At 44.8% G+C, this 14,214-nt stretch carries 17 protein-coding genes and 1 pseudogene; 8 read left to right on the plus strand and 10 right to left on the minus strand.

Features of this window, described 5'->3' with window-relative positions; translation table 11 throughout:
* Positions 1-268 precede the first annotated feature (268 nt).
* Positions 269-1,669, plus strand: a complete 1,401-nt coding sequence (locus tag OC23_RS10190) for an efflux transporter outer membrane subunit (protein WP_038344599.1) — start codon at positions 269-271, stop codon at positions 1,667-1,669.
* Positions 1,670-1,693: 24 nt separating this feature from the next.
* Here the strand turns inward: OC23_RS10190 and OC23_RS10195 are convergent, their stop codons facing one another.
* Entirely contained in the window at positions 1,694-2,110 is a 417-nt protein-coding gene (locus OC23_RS10195; RefSeq protein WP_038344600.1) for a hypothetical protein, read from the minus strand.
* Positions 2,111-2,408: 298 nt separating this feature from the next.
* Here OC23_RS10195 and OC23_RS10200 point away from each other — a divergent pair, with 298 nt between their 5' ends.
* Positions 2,409-3,257 (plus strand): DUF4062 domain-containing protein, encoded by an 849-nt coding sequence (locus OC23_RS10200; protein WP_038344602.1) that lies wholly within the window; start codon positions 2,409-2,411, stop codon positions 3,255-3,257.
* A gap of 256 nt (positions 3,258-3,513) precedes the next feature.
* Here the strand turns inward: OC23_RS10200 and OC23_RS10205 are convergent, their stop codons facing one another.
* From OC23_RS10205 to orn, 3 genes and pseudogenes are all read right to left on the minus strand, one after another.
* Positions 3,514-4,317, minus strand: a complete 804-nt coding sequence (locus OC23_RS10205; RefSeq protein ID WP_038344652.1) for an enoyl-ACP reductase — start codon at positions 4,315-4,317, stop codon at positions 3,514-3,516.
* A gap of 143 nt (positions 4,318-4,460) precedes the next feature.
* Positions 4,461-5,194 (minus strand): annotated as a pseudogene (locus OC23_RS10210) (Bax inhibitor-1/YccA family membrane protein).
* A 124-nt stretch (positions 5,195-5,318) separates the two neighbouring features.
* Positions 5,319-5,879: an oligoribonuclease gene (orn, locus tag OC23_RS10215; protein ID WP_038344604.1), complete on the minus strand. Its 561-nt coding sequence runs from the start codon at positions 5,877-5,879 to the stop codon at positions 5,319-5,321.
* A 124-nt stretch (positions 5,880-6,003) separates the two neighbouring features.
* Between orn and rsgA the strand changes: the two genes are divergently transcribed.
* From rsgA to OC23_RS10240, 5 genes are all read left to right on the plus strand, one after another.
* The gene (gene rsgA, locus OC23_RS10220) at positions 6,004-7,062 is read left to right on the plus strand and encodes a ribosome small subunit-dependent GTPase A (protein WP_038344605.1); all 1,059 of its coding nucleotides are present in this window, start codon (positions 6,004-6,006) and stop codon (positions 7,060-7,062) included.
* A gap of 95 nt (positions 7,063-7,157) precedes the next feature.
* Positions 7,158-7,574, plus strand: a complete 417-nt coding sequence (locus OC23_RS10225; RefSeq protein WP_038344607.1) for a rhodanese-like domain-containing protein — start codon at positions 7,158-7,160, stop codon at positions 7,572-7,574.
* 11 nt (positions 7,575-7,585) lie between these two features.
* A complete protein-coding gene (gene grxC, locus OC23_RS10230) occupies positions 7,586-7,846 on the plus strand; it encodes a glutaredoxin 3 (RefSeq protein ID WP_038344609.1) in 261 nt (86 codons plus the stop codon).
* Positions 7,847-7,874: 28 nt separating this feature from the next.
* A complete protein-coding gene (gene secB / locus OC23_RS10235; protein ID WP_038344611.1) occupies positions 7,875-8,333 on the plus strand; it encodes a protein-export chaperone SecB in 459 nt (152 codons plus the stop codon).
* Between the two features lie 88 nt (positions 8,334-8,421).
* The gene (locus OC23_RS10240) at positions 8,422-8,910 is read left to right on the plus strand and encodes a hypothetical protein (protein ID WP_038344612.1); all 489 of its coding nucleotides are present in this window, start codon (positions 8,422-8,424) and stop codon (positions 8,908-8,910) included.
* A 12-nt stretch (positions 8,911-8,922) separates the two neighbouring features.
* Here OC23_RS10240 and OC23_RS10245 read toward each other — a convergent pair whose 3' ends face one another.
* From OC23_RS10245 to coaBC, 6 genes are all read right to left on the minus strand, one after another.
* Positions 8,923-9,531: an alpha-ketoglutarate-dependent dioxygenase AlkB family protein gene (locus tag OC23_RS10245; RefSeq protein WP_038344613.1), complete on the minus strand. Its 609-nt coding sequence runs from the start codon at positions 9,529-9,531 to the stop codon at positions 8,923-8,925.
* Entirely contained in the window at positions 9,518-9,763 is a 246-nt protein-coding gene (locus tag OC23_RS10250; protein WP_038344614.1) for an Ada metal-binding domain-containing protein, read from the minus strand. Before OC23_RS10250 ends, OC23_RS10245 begins: the two co-directional genes overlap by 14 nt.
* Before the next feature lie 4 nt (positions 9,764-9,767).
* Positions 9,768-10,505: a 2OG-Fe(II) oxygenase gene (locus OC23_RS10255; protein WP_038344615.1), complete on the minus strand. Its 738-nt coding sequence runs from the start codon at positions 10,503-10,505 to the stop codon at positions 9,768-9,770.
* Positions 10,492-11,337, minus strand: coding sequence for a methylated-DNA--[protein]-cysteine S-methyltransferase (locus OC23_RS10260; RefSeq protein WP_038344617.1), 846 nt, complete (start codon positions 11,335-11,337; stop codon positions 10,492-10,494). The genes OC23_RS10255 and OC23_RS10260 overlap by 14 nt, the downstream gene beginning before the upstream one ends.
* A gap of 162 nt (positions 11,338-11,499) precedes the next feature.
* Positions 11,500-11,877: a cytochrome b562 gene (locus OC23_RS10265; RefSeq protein WP_038344618.1), complete on the minus strand. Its 378-nt coding sequence runs from the start codon at positions 11,875-11,877 to the stop codon at positions 11,500-11,502.
* 157 nt (positions 11,878-12,034) lie between these two features.
* Positions 12,035-13,291, minus strand: a complete 1,257-nt coding sequence (gene coaBC / locus OC23_RS10270; protein WP_038344619.1) for a bifunctional phosphopantothenoylcysteine decarboxylase/phosphopantothenate--cysteine ligase CoaBC — start codon at positions 13,289-13,291, stop codon at positions 12,035-12,037.
* 196 nt (positions 13,292-13,487) lie between these two features.
* On the opposite strand from coaBC, the gene radC reads away from it, so the two are divergent.
* Positions 13,488-14,210 carry a RadC family protein gene (gene radC, locus OC23_RS10275; RefSeq protein ID WP_038344620.1) on the plus strand — a complete coding sequence of 241 codons (723 nt, stop codon included), beginning with the start codon at positions 13,488-13,490 and terminating at the stop codon, positions 14,208-14,210.
* Positions 14,211-14,214: the final 4 nt, after the last annotated feature.

Consider the following 14,214-nt stretch of genomic DNA (forward strand, 5'->3'; position numbering starts at 1 on the left):
TTGATCTCAGAAACAAGATACTCGGGAATGTCATCCGCAACCTGAGCGAAGATAAACAAAGCTATGCTTTGTCTGAGCGAAAGATGAACAGCTATGCTGTGAATGTGGCATGCGGATCTTACGCTGCTATAACTGCAACTCAGGTTTTGCCTACTTTTCCTTAAAAAGTAGGTCGAGCCAAAGGCCTACCCTAAAATAGGATGAAAGCTCGATAAGACACCAGCTCGACAATCATGCTTTTTTCAAATTATTAAAGGAATGACGATCAATGTTATTCAAACAACATAAAATCGCACTTGCACTTTGTGTCAGTACATCATTGGCGGGCTGTTCTGCGGTCGTAAAAACCCCCTATAACGCGCCTGCCGTACAAGTACCACAACAGTTCCAGTACGATGCACAAAAAAATAAAACCGTGAATCTGACCGACCAATGGTGGACCCTGTTTAATGATGCCCAGTTAAATCAACTGGTCGATCAGGTTCTGGCGAGAAACAGCGATTTAAGCGTGGCAGGCATCACTTTGAAACAGGCCCGCTTACAGGCAGATTTGACTGCAAATAAACAAGGCCTTCGTACCAGCTCTACCGTTTCCACCGGTCATAGTTATAACCTAAATTCAGGCGATGGCTCTGATCGTGGTTTGTCCGCCAGCGCTGGTGTGAGTTATGAACTGGATTTGTTTGGCAAGCTGGCCAGCCAGACTGAAGCCAGTCGCTGGGAAGCTTTGGCAAGTGAACAAGACCTGCAAGCCACAGCACAAAGTCTGGTGGGAACAACTGCGAAGCTGTATTGGCAACTGGGGTATCTGAATGAACGCTATCGAACGGTTCAGCAGAACCTGGCTTCAACCCAGAAAACCTATGCCTTGGTACAATCGCAATACAAGGCAGGTGCCGTGTCTGGTCTGGACCTGACTCAGGCAGAGCAATCGGTACAAAGCCAGAAAGCCAGTCTCAGCCAGATTGAACAACAGCGTGTTGAAACCCGTACTGCCCTTGCAGTTTTACTGCATGAGCCCGTGCAACAGCTGAATATTCAGGAACCGGCCCAGTTACCGCGCAATGCTTTGCCAAGTATCGCTGTCGGCTTACCTGCCGATATTTTATCGCGCCGTCCAGATTTACAGGCCTCTGAGTTACGCTTGCGTAAGACCCTGGCCAATAAAGATGCGACTAAAGCCAGCTATTATCCATCAATTAACCTGACCGGAAATCTTGGCTCAACCAGTACTTCATTGACCCAATTATTAAAGAACCCTGCTTTAACCTTGGGAGCCAGCTTAAGCCTGCCTTTCCTGCAATATAACGATATGAAGAAAGATATTGCCATCAGTGATCTTGAGTATGAAAAAGCCATCACTCAATATCGTCAAACGCTGTATCAGGCCTTTGCCGATGTGGAAAATGCGCTATCAAATCGCACTCAACTGAACCAGCAAGTGCAACTGCAACAACGCAATGTCGAGCTGGCAGAAAAAACTGAACGCTTGACCGAAGTACGTTATCGCAATGGTGCAATTGCCTTAAAGAACTTGCTGGATGCACAGGAAACCACACGTAATGCACGACTGAGTTTGGTTGAAACCAAGCAGAATCAATACAATGCCTATGTGACCTTGATGCAGGCACTGGGTGGCAGCCCTGTAAAAGAACTACCAAAACAATAGCCTTAGTGCTATTGTTTCGCGCTATTATTCTTTCACCAGATCTGGATTATTCTGGATCTGCTGAATCCGTTTAATCTTGTCCTGATCATCAAAAACAACTTCATACGAAAGTTTCTGACCATTGAAATACAACTCGGTTGGAGAGCCAATCACTTCCCATAGACCAATGGTGGCAATATCCGCAGTCGTGTGCCATAGGGTACGGCTGATTCTGGCTACTTTTGAGTAGCCTTGCTGGAAGGTATAAATCTCTTTACGTTCGCCATTTACGGTTTCTGAAGTGACGGGTGCGCCCAATTCAGAAATCACATAATTTCGATGTTTGCCTACCTCAAGAACCGCCATATTCTTTTTATGCGGCTGATTACTTGCCATCACTGCGGCACAACCTTGAAGTGAAAGAAGAGTGACCAATCCTAAAACAACTGCTATTTTCTTCACGTTTTAACCTACCCCGAAAGCTAAAAAATAATATATTTATCGACATTCTCTTTAGAATTTTCGATTCAACAAAAAACCAGCATTAATTAGCATATAAAGGATGAGATGACAAATGATTAGTTATACTTGTTGATATATTTTCAATAGATCACCCATTGTTAAATTAAATATACGATCAAAGTTTATAAAGTGATGTTGTTCATAGCTTTTGTGTTGACGCAAATATTGCTGTTGCATATGCTGATCAAAACAAGATAGAAAATCCGATTAATTATATTTACAAAATAGAGTTCAAAAGATGAGTTACGAAGCTAAAGTATTCAATGTAATGATAGCCTCTCCTGGAGATGTTGCATCTGAAAGGACAATCATTCGTGACGTAATATATGAGTGGAATGCTGTGCACTCAAAATCACGGAATATTGTTTTATTGCCTGTTGGATGGGAATCTCACTCATCTCCTGAAATGGGTGCATCCCCTCAAGAAATCATAAATAATCAAGTTTTAGATAAATGTGACTTTCTTGTTGGTGTTTTTTGGACTCGCATTGGAACACCTACCACAGAATATGCTAGCGGTACAGTTGAGGAAATCGAAAAACATATAGCCACAGGTAAACCAGCTATGCTTTATTTTTCCAGTCAGCCTGTTGTAATGGATACTGTTGATTCAAATCAATATGCTGAATTAAGTAAGTTTAAAAAAAATTGTCAAACTCGTGGATTATATGAAGGTTATGATAGCCAGTCTGACTTCAAAGATAAATTTTATCGCCATCTCCAGCTTAAAATTAATGAACATTCTTTATTTCAATTCGAAGTAAGCGGCTCATTACCACATCAAATTGAAGTGGTAAAATCTAAAACCTCACTTCCGACTTTATCAAATGAGGCCCGTGTATTACTTAAAGAAGCAAGCCTCGATAGCAACGGTACTATTATTTCCCTAAGATATATAGGGGGTGAGGACATTCAAACTAATGGTAAAAATTTGATTTCATCACAACATCCAAGAGAGGTTGCCCGTTGGAAATCAGCTATTCAGGAACTTAAATATGAAAATTTAATTGAAGACCCCAGCCACAAAGGTGAAATATTTAGAATCACTAATCTCGGTTATCAAATCTCAGATATGATCGAATTGTAAATATAATCAGTATTAGCTGACTTGTGGTAATTTCAAACATCAAAGCAATCTATAAATGTCGGGAGAAATTGTTCAAAATTGATTAAAATAATGTTTTCATCCGAATAAAATTGCTAAATATATTCCCAAAATGATATTGGACTTGTTTTGTACTGTAGAAATTCTTTTCGGAACAGAAATACTATTTAGAAATTTGGAGATAATAAAAACAAAGCCGCTATAAAGCGGCTTTATTTAATAATTTAGAGCAAGCTAATTATTCATCATCCATTATGCTTTGGCTCATACCCACCGTATTAAAGCCACCATCAACATACAAGATTTCACCCGTAATGCCTGAAGCCCACGGCGAGCACAGGAACAATGCAGCATTGCCCACTTCTTCAATGGTCACATTACGTTTGAGTGGCGCAATCTTTTCATTGGCATCTAACATTTTACGGAAAGACTTGATGCCTGATGCTGCCAAAGTACGGATTGGGCCCGCAGAAATTGCATTCACACGAATACCGTCTACACCCAGGCTTGATGCCAAATAACGAACGCCGGCTTCTAACGATGCTTTGGCCATACCCATCACGTTATAGTTTGGCATCACACGCTCAGAACCCTGATAAGTCAAGGTCAATAAACAACCTTGGCGTGCTTGTAATAATGGTTTTGCCGCTCGAGCCATCGCAACAAAGCTATAGGCACTAATGTCATGGGCAATTTTAAAACCGTCACGATCGGTCACGTCAGTAAAGTCACCATCAAGCGTATGCGCGGGTGCAAAACCAATTGAATGCACTACACCATCCAGGCCATCCCAGTGTTTTGCCAATTCAACAAAAGTGTTGTCGATTTCTGCATCAACAGCAACATCACAAGGGAAAACCAAAGTTGAACCAAACTGTGCAGCAAACTCATCAACACGTTTTTTCAGCTTTTCATTTGGATAAGTAAACGCCAGCTCCGCACCTTCACGATGCAGGGCAGTAGCAATACCGTAAGCAATGGATAATTTACTTGCAATACCGGCAATTAAAAAACGTTTACCAGCTAAAAGTCCTTGTGACATCTTATTCTCACTCGAAAAATTTTCACCACATGATGCCAAGATTCCAGCGCTTGCGGAATTGCATAATCCACCTTTTTTACAATCTTGCATAAAAAAATCGCCTTCATATGAAGACGATTTGTATTTTCTACGTCAATCAGAGCTTAATCATCACCGCGCAGCAGACTGAGTAAACGCAGGAATGAGTAATACATCCACACCAGTGTCGCCAATAAGGCAATGGCACAGATCCATTCAAATGCTTTGGGTGCACGTTGTGCCGCCGCCGTTTCAATCAGGTCAAAGTCCAGAATCAGGTTTAATGAGGCAATCACCGCAACAAAAGCAGCAAAGCCAATCCCAACCAGTTACTTTCAAAGATATAGGGAATGCTCGAACCAAAGGCCAAACGCAAGATGATCTGTACCACAAACACCAAGGCAATGGCGATTGATGCAGAAATCACAACCGCCTTAAACTTTTCAGTGGCACGAATGATCTGAAATTTATATAACGCAAACAGCACCAGAGTGGTGACAAAAGTGGCCAGTAATGCCTGTAACGGAACACCGGGATATTTCAACTGGAAAATAAACGAGATACCACCTAGAAAAGCCCCTTCAAACAGGGCATAAGGAATCGCTAAAGCCGGCGCGGTATTGCTTTTAAATGTGGTCACCAGTGCTAGGATAAAACCACCGATTGCACCAATAATCGTTGCAGCGTAGGCAACCGACAGGTTGGCAGTCATCGCACAGTAGAAAAATAGGGCCATTCCTAAAACGGCAGCAATCACTGTGAGCAGGACTGATTTTTGAATTGCCCCCTGAATGGTCATTGGCGCAGCCAGATCCTGATAGGTTTCTACCCGCGTTAAAATGGGGTTAGTACTTTGCATGGACACTCTCTTTTTTATAGTTTGCAATTAAAACCCGAGTTTAAGCGATTTTTTGATCAGGCCCAAATTTTTAGCGCATTAAAAAAGGAGCCTAAGCCCCTTTTATGTATCACTCAATCATCGATTACTTATCGTGATTCATGATAAAAAAGTATTCACGATAGTATTTCAGTTCTGCAATCGAATCACGGATATCATCCATCGCCAAATGCGATGCATTTTTCTTTAAACCATTCATGATTTCGGGTCTCCAGCGTTTCGCCAGCTCTTTTACCGAAGACACGTCCAGATTACGATAATGGAAAAATTGTTCCAGCTCGGGCATCAGACGATGCAGGAAACGGCGGTCCTGGCAAATCGAGTTACCGCACATCGGTGAAGATTTCGGATTGACCCATTTTTTCAAAAATTCGAGGGTTTGCTGCTCTGCATCCTGTGCTGTCAGTTTACTACGGCGCACACGTTCAATCAGGCCAGACTGACCATGTTGCTTGGTATTCCACTCATCCATTGCATTTAGAATCAGGTCAGATTGATGTACCGCTAAAACAGGCCCTTCCGCCAGGATATTTAAATGATCATCTGTAATAATGGTTGCAATTTCAATGATCTTGTCATTATCGGTATCAAGACCGGTCATTTCCAGATCGATCCAAATTAATCGTGTATCAGGGGTACTGCTCATGGATGGCGATTCTAAAGTGCTTAAAAACATCAATAGTAGCAAATTAATTACATCTTGGCTGTAATTCTATAGCGGCTTCGTGCTATTTTTGCTGTCTTCAAAGTGTGGATTTTTTGGGATATGAATGGCTTTAATTCGTAAGCGTCGTTTAACCGAACAACAGCAGCGTCGTATTGAGAAACAGCATAAATCGCGTCAGGACGACATTGACACATCGCAAGATTTAGATGGACTGGTTGTTCAGCATTATGGTCGTCAACTCGAAGTACAAGCCTTGTCTGTGCCTGAACAGCATCCTGAAAAACCGCAAGTGGCCGAGGGTGAACCGGAACCGTTCTGGAAACCGATTGAACTGGACAGCATCTGGCGTTGCCATACCCGTACCAATCTGGAATTGCTGGTCACAGGTGACCGGGTAAAATGGCAAGCCGATCCGATTACCGGTCTGGGCATTATCACCGCGATTTATCCAAGACAATCGCTGCTGACCCGCCCCGACCGCTATCACAAGGTCAAACCGGTCGCAGCCAATATCAGCCTGATCGTGATTGTCTTTGCGCCCTTACCAGAACCTGCGCCGACCTTGATTGACCGCTATCTGGTGGCCTGTGCCGATGCCAATATCCCGGCGCTGCTGGTACTGAACAAATCTGACTTGCTCACTGAAAATGACCCGATTCTCACCATGCTCAGTGAATACGAGACCTTGGGCTATGAAACCCTGATCTGCCATTCACGGGGTGACCTGTCAGCATTATCTGCACGTCTGGACAATGAAACCGTCGCTTTCGTCGGGCAGTCGGGTGTCGGTAAAAGCTCACTGATCAATACTATCGTTCCTGATGCCGCACAGAAAACCAATGTAATTTCAGAAAACTCGGCGCTCGGTCAGCACACCACTACTTCGACCCGTTTGATCAAATTTGGAACAAACGGCGCATTAATCGATTCTCCCGGAATTCGTGAATTTGGGCTATGGCACCTCAGTCTGGAAAAGGTATGCAATGGTTTTCCTGAAATTGAAACGCATCTGGGACTGTGCCAGTTCCGTAATTGCACCCATACCCATGAGAAAAATTGTGCACTGAAACAGGCGGTTGAAGCGGGTGAAATTTTGCCAAGACGTCTGGACAGTTACCTGCGCTTAATCGATGAAATTCAGGAAGCGCAGCAAAAAAGTTAATTTTGTTGGGCTTTTCCCCTTGAACTAACATTTTTGATCACCATAGAGATAAGTTATACTCAGGATCAATTTTGTATTTTAATTTTAGGTGACTTGTGGAACGCTGGTTAGAGTTTATGGGGAATCACCCCTTCTTGTTTGGTACGCTCGGCGTGTTAATCGTGTTGTTCTTTATTCTGGAAGGACAACGCAATGGTCGTAAAATTTCACCACAATCACTCGGTATCTTGGTCAAGGCAAAAAATGCCATGCTGATCGATTTACGTGATGGTAAAGATTTCCGTGATGGTCACATTAGCGGTAGCCGTAACATTCCATATAGCCAGATCACCAGTCATGTTGATGAATTAAAAGCAAGTGATCGTCCATTGGTCTTCATTTGTAACTTGGGGCAAGTTGCCGGCTCAGCACTGCAAAAAGTAGGTCATGCTGACAGCTACCGTCTAGACGGCGGGATTAGCAACTGGAAAGCGCAAGGCTTGCCTTTAGTGAAAAGCAAAACCAAAGCTTAAGGAGAGATACAATGACAACGCCAAACGTCACCATCTATTCAACCCATTCTTGCCCGTACTGTGTCCGTGCAAAACAATTGCTTGAGCGCAAAGGTGTTGCTTTTAAAGAAATTAATCTTTCCAATGAAGCACCGGAAGTTCGTATCGAACTGATGCAACGTACCAATCACCGTACCGTACCGCAAATTTTTATCAAAGATCAGTTTATCGGTGGTTTTGACCAGCTTTATGCTTTAGAGCGTGAAGGTAAACTCGACCAATTATTAGCTTAACAACACATCCCGGATTTAAGGAAAAACAATGAGCGAAGAACAAGTTCAACCACAACTCGCGTTAGAACGTATTTATACCAAAGACATTTCTTTTGAAGTTCCTGGTGCACAAGTATTTACCAAGCAATGGCAACCAGAACTCAATATCAATTTATCTTCTGCTGCAGAAAAAATTGATCCAACTCATTACGAAGTGTCTTTAAAAGTTGTGGTTCAGGCCAACAACGACAATGAAACTGCGTTCATTGTGGATGTGACCCAGTCAGGTATCTTCCTGGTTGATGGCGTGGAAGAAGATCGCCTGCCGTACATTCTGGGTGCGTACTGTCCGAATATCCTGTTCCCGTTCTTGCGTGAAGCAGTGAATGATCTGGTAACCAAAGGCAGCTTCCCGCAATTGCTCCTTACCCCAATCAACTTTGATGCTGAATTTGAAGCAAACATGCAACGCTTGCAAGCCGATGCAGATGCGCAAGGCCAAGCCTAAGTTTTTTGTGAATGCCATTAAAAAAAACCACAGCAACCGCTGTGGTTTTTTTATAATCATCAGAAGATAAATAAAATGAGAACAACAGATGACCCCTGTACTTTATAGCCTTTGCCAGCAAGTTTTTCCCGAGCTTAGACAGGTGCCCTGCCCGGCCCATCCCCAGGATTTTCATCAATTTATCAGCTGGGCCAATAGCCTGCACTGCAATATCCAGTACGTTGAACTAAAAGAATATTATGACAATGACACCGACCGCTGCTATCAGCTACAACAAGCCCATGTCGATATTGAACAGTTGAACAACCGGATTGAGGCCGAAGTTGAACAGCTATTTGCCGAATATGCCGACTTGCCCCCGGAACAGCACAATGAAATTGATTTTGCCGAACATATCTATGCAATTTTATTTGACCATATCTATGCCGTGGCAGAACAGCATGGTTTGGCGCTATTGCTGATTTCCAATGAAAATCCTTACTGGATGCTGGTTCCGGATCAGGCCGAGCAGATTCAACAGCTGATTGCAGCCTTTAATCACACCTTTTCCGGGCTTGAGCTTTATCACTATGTTTAGGATAAAAGCGGCTTATTCCACAATACTTCTAAAGGTCAGGTTAATCCGTGCGGTACTGACCTTTTTGGTCGGTGGCAAACGATGCAGCCAATAGGTCTGGGTCTTATCTTTCATCACCAGTAAACTGCCATGCTCCAAATAAAGCTCGACTTTTTCCTTACTCTGTTTATGCTTAAAGGCAAATTTTCGCTCTGCACCCAAGCTCAGTGATGCAATTGCTCCATCCTTTTTCAGATCGCTTTCGGCATCGCTATGCCAGGCCATGCCTTCATCGCCACAATGATACAAATTGAGCAGACAGGAGTTAAAGGTTTCCCCGGTGAGGGTCTCAGCCAGTTGTTTCAATTCAACCAATTCCTTTGTCCACGGCAAGGCATATTTATTCATGTTGGAATAGGTATATTCAAAGCGCCGGTCTCCATACCACGCCACTTTACGTTTGGTCGTCAATAATTTTCCAAAGATCAGTGCCTGATCATTTTCCCAGGCAATGCTGTGCAGCAGCGTCTCAAAGTAATGGTCTGCCACTGCGGTCTGCAGCACTTTACCGTAATACTGTACCGTGCCGTCATAAGGCAACTGATTCTGAGTCGGATCAGCTTCAATATCAAATAGTTGCATCTTTCCACTTCTTATAGGCTTGCTGCATACAATGGCCACAGGGACGAAAGCCTTGAGCTATCGCTTTATCTTCATTCAAGAAAAATACCCGGTTCTTTTTCAGCATGCGCTTCCCCGAGCCACAGGTCAACCGGCCATAAATCTTAAGCGGTAAATTGCCTGCAAACCGGATTTCCTGCCGCTTCAGTTTTTGGCGTAACTCGTGCGCGTCTAACTCGTCATGTCGCCACATCCGCCTAACTCACCGCATCATGGAAAATAATCCCGAGACTATAACGTTCACCTTGATGAACCGGGCTGACCCCATGCTTGATCTCGACCCGATAATAGCCCTGACTACCCTTTTCCGGCTTAAACCGGGTTGTAAAAATTACAATATCGCCTTGCTGTGGCTGCATCACCAGCGCCTTGGATTGAGCTCTAGGTGTTTGTTGGGTAAAGACCAGTTCACCACCACTAAAATCCACATTCGGCTGACTCAATACAATCACCAGTTGCAGCGGGAAATACACGTCTCCGTATATATCCTGATGTAAGGTATTAAAACCGTCCTGACCATATTTCAGAATCAGTGGCGTTGCCAGTGTTTGTCCATTTTGATGGCATTGCTGTAAAAACTCGGTATGTGAGGCCGGGAATGTTTGCGCTATCTTCAGAACCCGAAACCATGCATTGGCAACTGGCACCAGATGGGGATAGACCTCATGACGTAGCTGTTCAATCAGATTGGGCAACGGATAAGTAAAATATTTATATTCACCTCGCCCAAAACGATAACGCTGCATGTCTACCGTTTTACGATACAGCTCCGGTTGCCGATATAACAGTTTCAGTTGCTCACACTGCTGGGCAGATAACACCTGCTCAATCAAGGCAAATCCCTGATCGTGGATTTGTTCTGTGATCAGCTCCCAATCCGCAGCCTGAATCTTGTCGATCACAGTCTGGATCTGCTCTTGTTCAGATTGCGGCATGGCTTTGCACACCTTCCCAGCCAATGATCGCTGTTTTGCGGACACTGCCCCATTCATAACCGCCAAACAGACCGCTGGACTGAATCACCCGATGACAGGGAATCAGAAACGCAACCGGATTACAGCCTATCGCAGTACCTACTGCCCGTGCCGCATTGGGATGTTGAATGGCTTTTGCCAGCTCACCATAGGTAGACAGCTGTCCCATCGGAATCCTGAGCAGGCTTTGCCAGACTTTCAACTGAAACTCGGTACCTTTCAGGTGCAGTTTAATCTCAGCCAGTTGCTGCTGGTCTTTTTGAAACAGGGCTAAAGCACTTTGCTGGAAGGCATCAATCTGTTCAATAAAGAGTGCCTGCGGAAATTGCCCCTTTAACCGGGTCAAAGCCTCAGCCTGATGATCGACAAAAGACAAGGCACAGATGCCCTTATGGGTCGATGCAATCAGGACTTCACCAAACAAGGTCTCTGCAAACTGATAATGGATCGTCAAATCCTGACCACCATGTTTATATTCGGCCGGGGTCATGCCTTCAATCTGGATAAACAGATCATGCAGACGGCTGGTACTGGACAGTCCTGTGCCGAAAGTGGCATCAAAAATGCTGCCCTGTCCCTGTTTTAAAATGTTCTTGGCATGTTCGATGCTTATATACTGCAAGAACTTTTTCGGGCTGGTGCCGACCCATTCGGTAAACAGGCGCTGGAAATGGGCAGGGCTTAAATGAATGAATGCCGCCACCTCATCAAGCTGTGGCTGTTGCCGGAAATTCTGCTGGATATACTCAATCGCCTGGGCAATGCGTTCATAATTACGTTGTTGTGAGGACATATCATCACCTCTCATCAGTCATGATTTCACTGTAGCAACTTTATATTTTCATGAAAATCCGAATCATGCTCAGTCTGATTCAAGCCATTTAAGCTCACATACGCATAAAAAAGCTGTACTCCTGAAAGTACAGCCCGTTCACACCCAAGACTGGTTTCCCGATCAGTGCGTATAGTATTTATGTCCCTGATCCCGTAATTCAGCAATTTTTTTGCCCTGTTTCTTGGCCTCATCCAGCTTACCAGCTTGAACCAGCAGTTTGGTTTTATCAATTTCACCGATAATCTGGTCAAACAGGCTCGTAGAGGTCGAAACCTTTTCAGTGGTATTTGGCGCCAGTTTATACTGTCTGGAATGCTCGGCAGCAGCGCGCATATTATTCAGCGCAGCCGTCGCAGTCTGTGCATTGTCAGCCTGATTAAAGGCCTTGTAATTCTTGCCCAGCGTTTTCATGTCATCTTCCAGCCCACCCGCGATTGCGGTATGGCTCAAGGCGAAAGCAGTTAACATGGTCAGGGTGGCTAAAGTTTTTTTAATCATCAGGATATCCTATCAAAAACTGTGGCTATACTTTTATTTTCCGGAAACAACCACCTTATACTTTTCGATCCGGTGTATAACGGCAATTGCTGATTTAGCATACATAAAAAATGCAACGAAATCGTTGCATTTTAATAAAAAAGATGGCTTTTAACCCTTATAGGCGACGGCGCAGAGCATCGGCAATGGACTCGACCAGCTGCTGTGAAATCTCCTGTTTGGAGGCTTTTTCCAGCTCACGTTTTTGCATATGGTAGGACTGGGCAAAGAACACCGTCATGGCATTCTGGTCTGACGCAAACCCGATATCCGGACGCGACACATCATTACAGGCAATCATATCCAGCTTTTTCGCCACCAGCTTGCCTGCCGCATATTCTTCAACATTTTGCGTTTCAGCGGCAAAGCCGACCATAAATGGACGTTCTTGCTGCTGGGCAATGGTTGCCACAATATCCGGGTTCTTGACCAGAGCAACGGCAAGCTCGTCACCGGCTTTCTTGATCTTATGTTCTGCGACCTGTGCGACCCGATAGTCCGCCACCGCGGCCGTTGCAATAAAGATGTCACAACCTTGTTTCAGCTGGTTCATACTGGCATCCAGCATCTGCATCGCTGAACTGACATTGATACGTTGCACGCCATTCGGTGTATCCAGACTGACGGGGCCGGCAATCAGTGTCACTTTTGCACCCGCCGCATAACAGGCCGCTGCCAGTGCAAAGCCCATTTTACCGGTACTGTGATTAGAAATATAACGCACCGGATCAATCGCTTCACGGGTCGGGCCTGCGGTAATGGTGACGCGTTTGCCTGCCAGCAGGCCAAATTTTTCAGCAAGTGCACGTTGTGCCTTATGGAAATAGGCGGCGACCTGACGGGCCAGGTCCTCAGGCTCAGGCATACGCCCTAAACCGACATCGCCACAGGCCTGTTCACCGGCATCCGGCATGATCACATGCACACCATCTTCTACCAGTGTCTGCAAGTTACGTTGTGTCGCTTTTGCCGCCCACATCTGCTGGTTCATGGCAGGTGCTACCCAGACAGGTGCCTTGGTGGCCAGATAGAGCGTACTGAGCAGGTCATCTGCCAGACCGTGGGCAAATTTTGCAATCGTGTCACAGCTTGCAGGCGCAACCAGAACCAGATCTGCCCAACGTGCCAGTTCAATATGTCCCATCCCGGCTTCTGCTTCAGGATCAAGCAATTCGGTATGTACAGGATTGCCAGACAGTGCCTGAAAAGTTAAAGGTGTAATAAATGCTTGCGCGCCCTGGGTCATGACTACGCGCACATCAAAACCATAATCTTTTAAACGACGTACCAGAATGGCGCTCTTGTAGGCAGCAATACCGCCCGTAACCGCTAATATAATGTTTTTATGTGGAATTACACTTAGATCGAAGCTCACAAACAGGATACCTTACTGTTGCAGTGGCGCTCACAATAGCATTAAATAAGTTCATACCCAAGTGGGACGATAAACATTTCAGGCGCCCAGATCGCCCAATCCATCCGGCAGTTGCTCAGGGCACGGGAAGAAAAATGGTCGTTTTTTTTTACTAATAAAAATAATAAATGCAATAAAATCAATGAGGAATTTATAAGTGAATCAGTCCATCAAAACATGGCCAGCACAAGAACGTCCGCGGGAACGGTTATTGTCACAAGGCCCTCAAAGCCTGTCCGATGCAGAACTGCTGGCCATTTTTCTACGTTCCGGCTCCAAACAGCATTCTGCGGTCGAGCTTGCCCGGATACTGATTCAACATTTTGGTGGGCTTAATTTGATCTTTGATGCCAATCTTGAGGACTTGTCCCAATTTAACGGCATTGCGGCAACCAAGTATGCCCAGCTCATGGCAGTCAAGGAACTGGGACGGCGCTATCTCAATAATCATTTTCATCAGCAACGGCTTTGTCTGGACAGCTCTACGCTGGTACTGGATTATTTACGTTATGAACTGTCAGGAGAAAAACAGGAAGTCTTTGCGGTGCTGTGTCTGGATGCAGAACTGAGAAAATTGCACTTTAAAAAACTGTTTTTCGGTTCCCATCATGCCTGCAGCATTTCACTGAACCAGACCTTACGCTATGCCTTACAGCAGCAGGCCTGCCAGATTATCGTCGCCCATAACCATCCTTATGGCATTGCCCGGCCATCGGCAGAAGATATTGATCTGACCCAACAGCTCAGACAGGCCTGCAACCTGCTGGAAATCAGACTGATCGACCACTTCATTATTTCACCCGAAGGCTATTTTTCATTTTCTGAACAACAACTACTCAACCCTGCTGTAAACAGGCAATCTAGTCTTGACAAAGCGTAAGTCT

This window comes from Acinetobacter sp. A47 (genome assembly GCF_000805455.1).
Lineage (GTDB): Bacteria > Pseudomonadota > Gammaproteobacteria > Pseudomonadales > Moraxellaceae > Acinetobacter.

Excerpts from the sequence above, each read along its gene's own strand:
- OC23_RS10190 (WP_038344599.1), top strand. The coding sequence starts at position 269 with ATGTTATTCAAACAACATAAAATCGCACTTGCACTTTGTGTCAGTACA.
- OC23_RS10200 (WP_038344602.1), top strand. The coding sequence starts at position 2,409 with ATGAGTTACGAAGCTAAAGTATTCAATGTAATGATAGCCTCTCCTGGA.
- OC23_RS10205 (WP_038344652.1), bottom strand. The coding sequence starts at position 4,317 with ATGTCACAAGGACTTTTAGCTGGTAAACGTTTTTTAATTGCCGGTATT.
- orn (WP_038344604.1), bottom strand. The coding sequence starts at position 5,879 with ATGAGCAGTACCCCTGATACACGATTAATTTGGATCGATCTGGAAATG.
- rsgA (WP_038344605.1), top strand. The coding sequence starts at position 6,004 with ATGGCTTTAATTCGTAAGCGTCGTTTAACCGAACAACAGCAGCGTCGT.
- grxC (WP_038344609.1), top strand. The coding sequence starts at position 7,586 with ATGACAACGCCAAACGTCACCATCTATTCAACCCATTCTTGCCCGTAC.
- secB (WP_038344611.1), top strand. The coding sequence starts at position 7,875 with ATGAGCGAAGAACAAGTTCAACCACAACTCGCGTTAGAACGTATTTAT.
- OC23_RS10240 (WP_038344612.1), top strand. The coding sequence starts at position 8,422 with ATGACCCCTGTACTTTATAGCCTTTGCCAGCAAGTTTTTCCCGAGCTT.
- OC23_RS10245 (WP_038344613.1), bottom strand. The coding sequence starts at position 9,531 with ATGCAACTATTTGATATTGAAGCTGATCCGACTCAGAATCAGTTGCCT.
- OC23_RS10250 (WP_038344614.1), bottom strand. The coding sequence starts at position 9,763 with ATGTGGCGACATGACGAGTTAGACGCGCACGAGTTACGCCAAAAACTG.
- OC23_RS10255 (WP_038344615.1), bottom strand. The coding sequence starts at position 10,505 with ATGCCGCAATCTGAACAAGAGCAGATCCAGACTGTGATCGACAAGATT.
- OC23_RS10260 (WP_038344617.1), bottom strand. The coding sequence starts at position 11,337 with ATGTCCTCACAACAACGTAATTATGAACGCATTGCCCAGGCGATTGAG.
- OC23_RS10265 (WP_038344618.1), bottom strand. The coding sequence starts at position 11,877 with ATGATTAAAAAAACTTTAGCCACCCTGACCATGTTAACTGCTTTCGCC.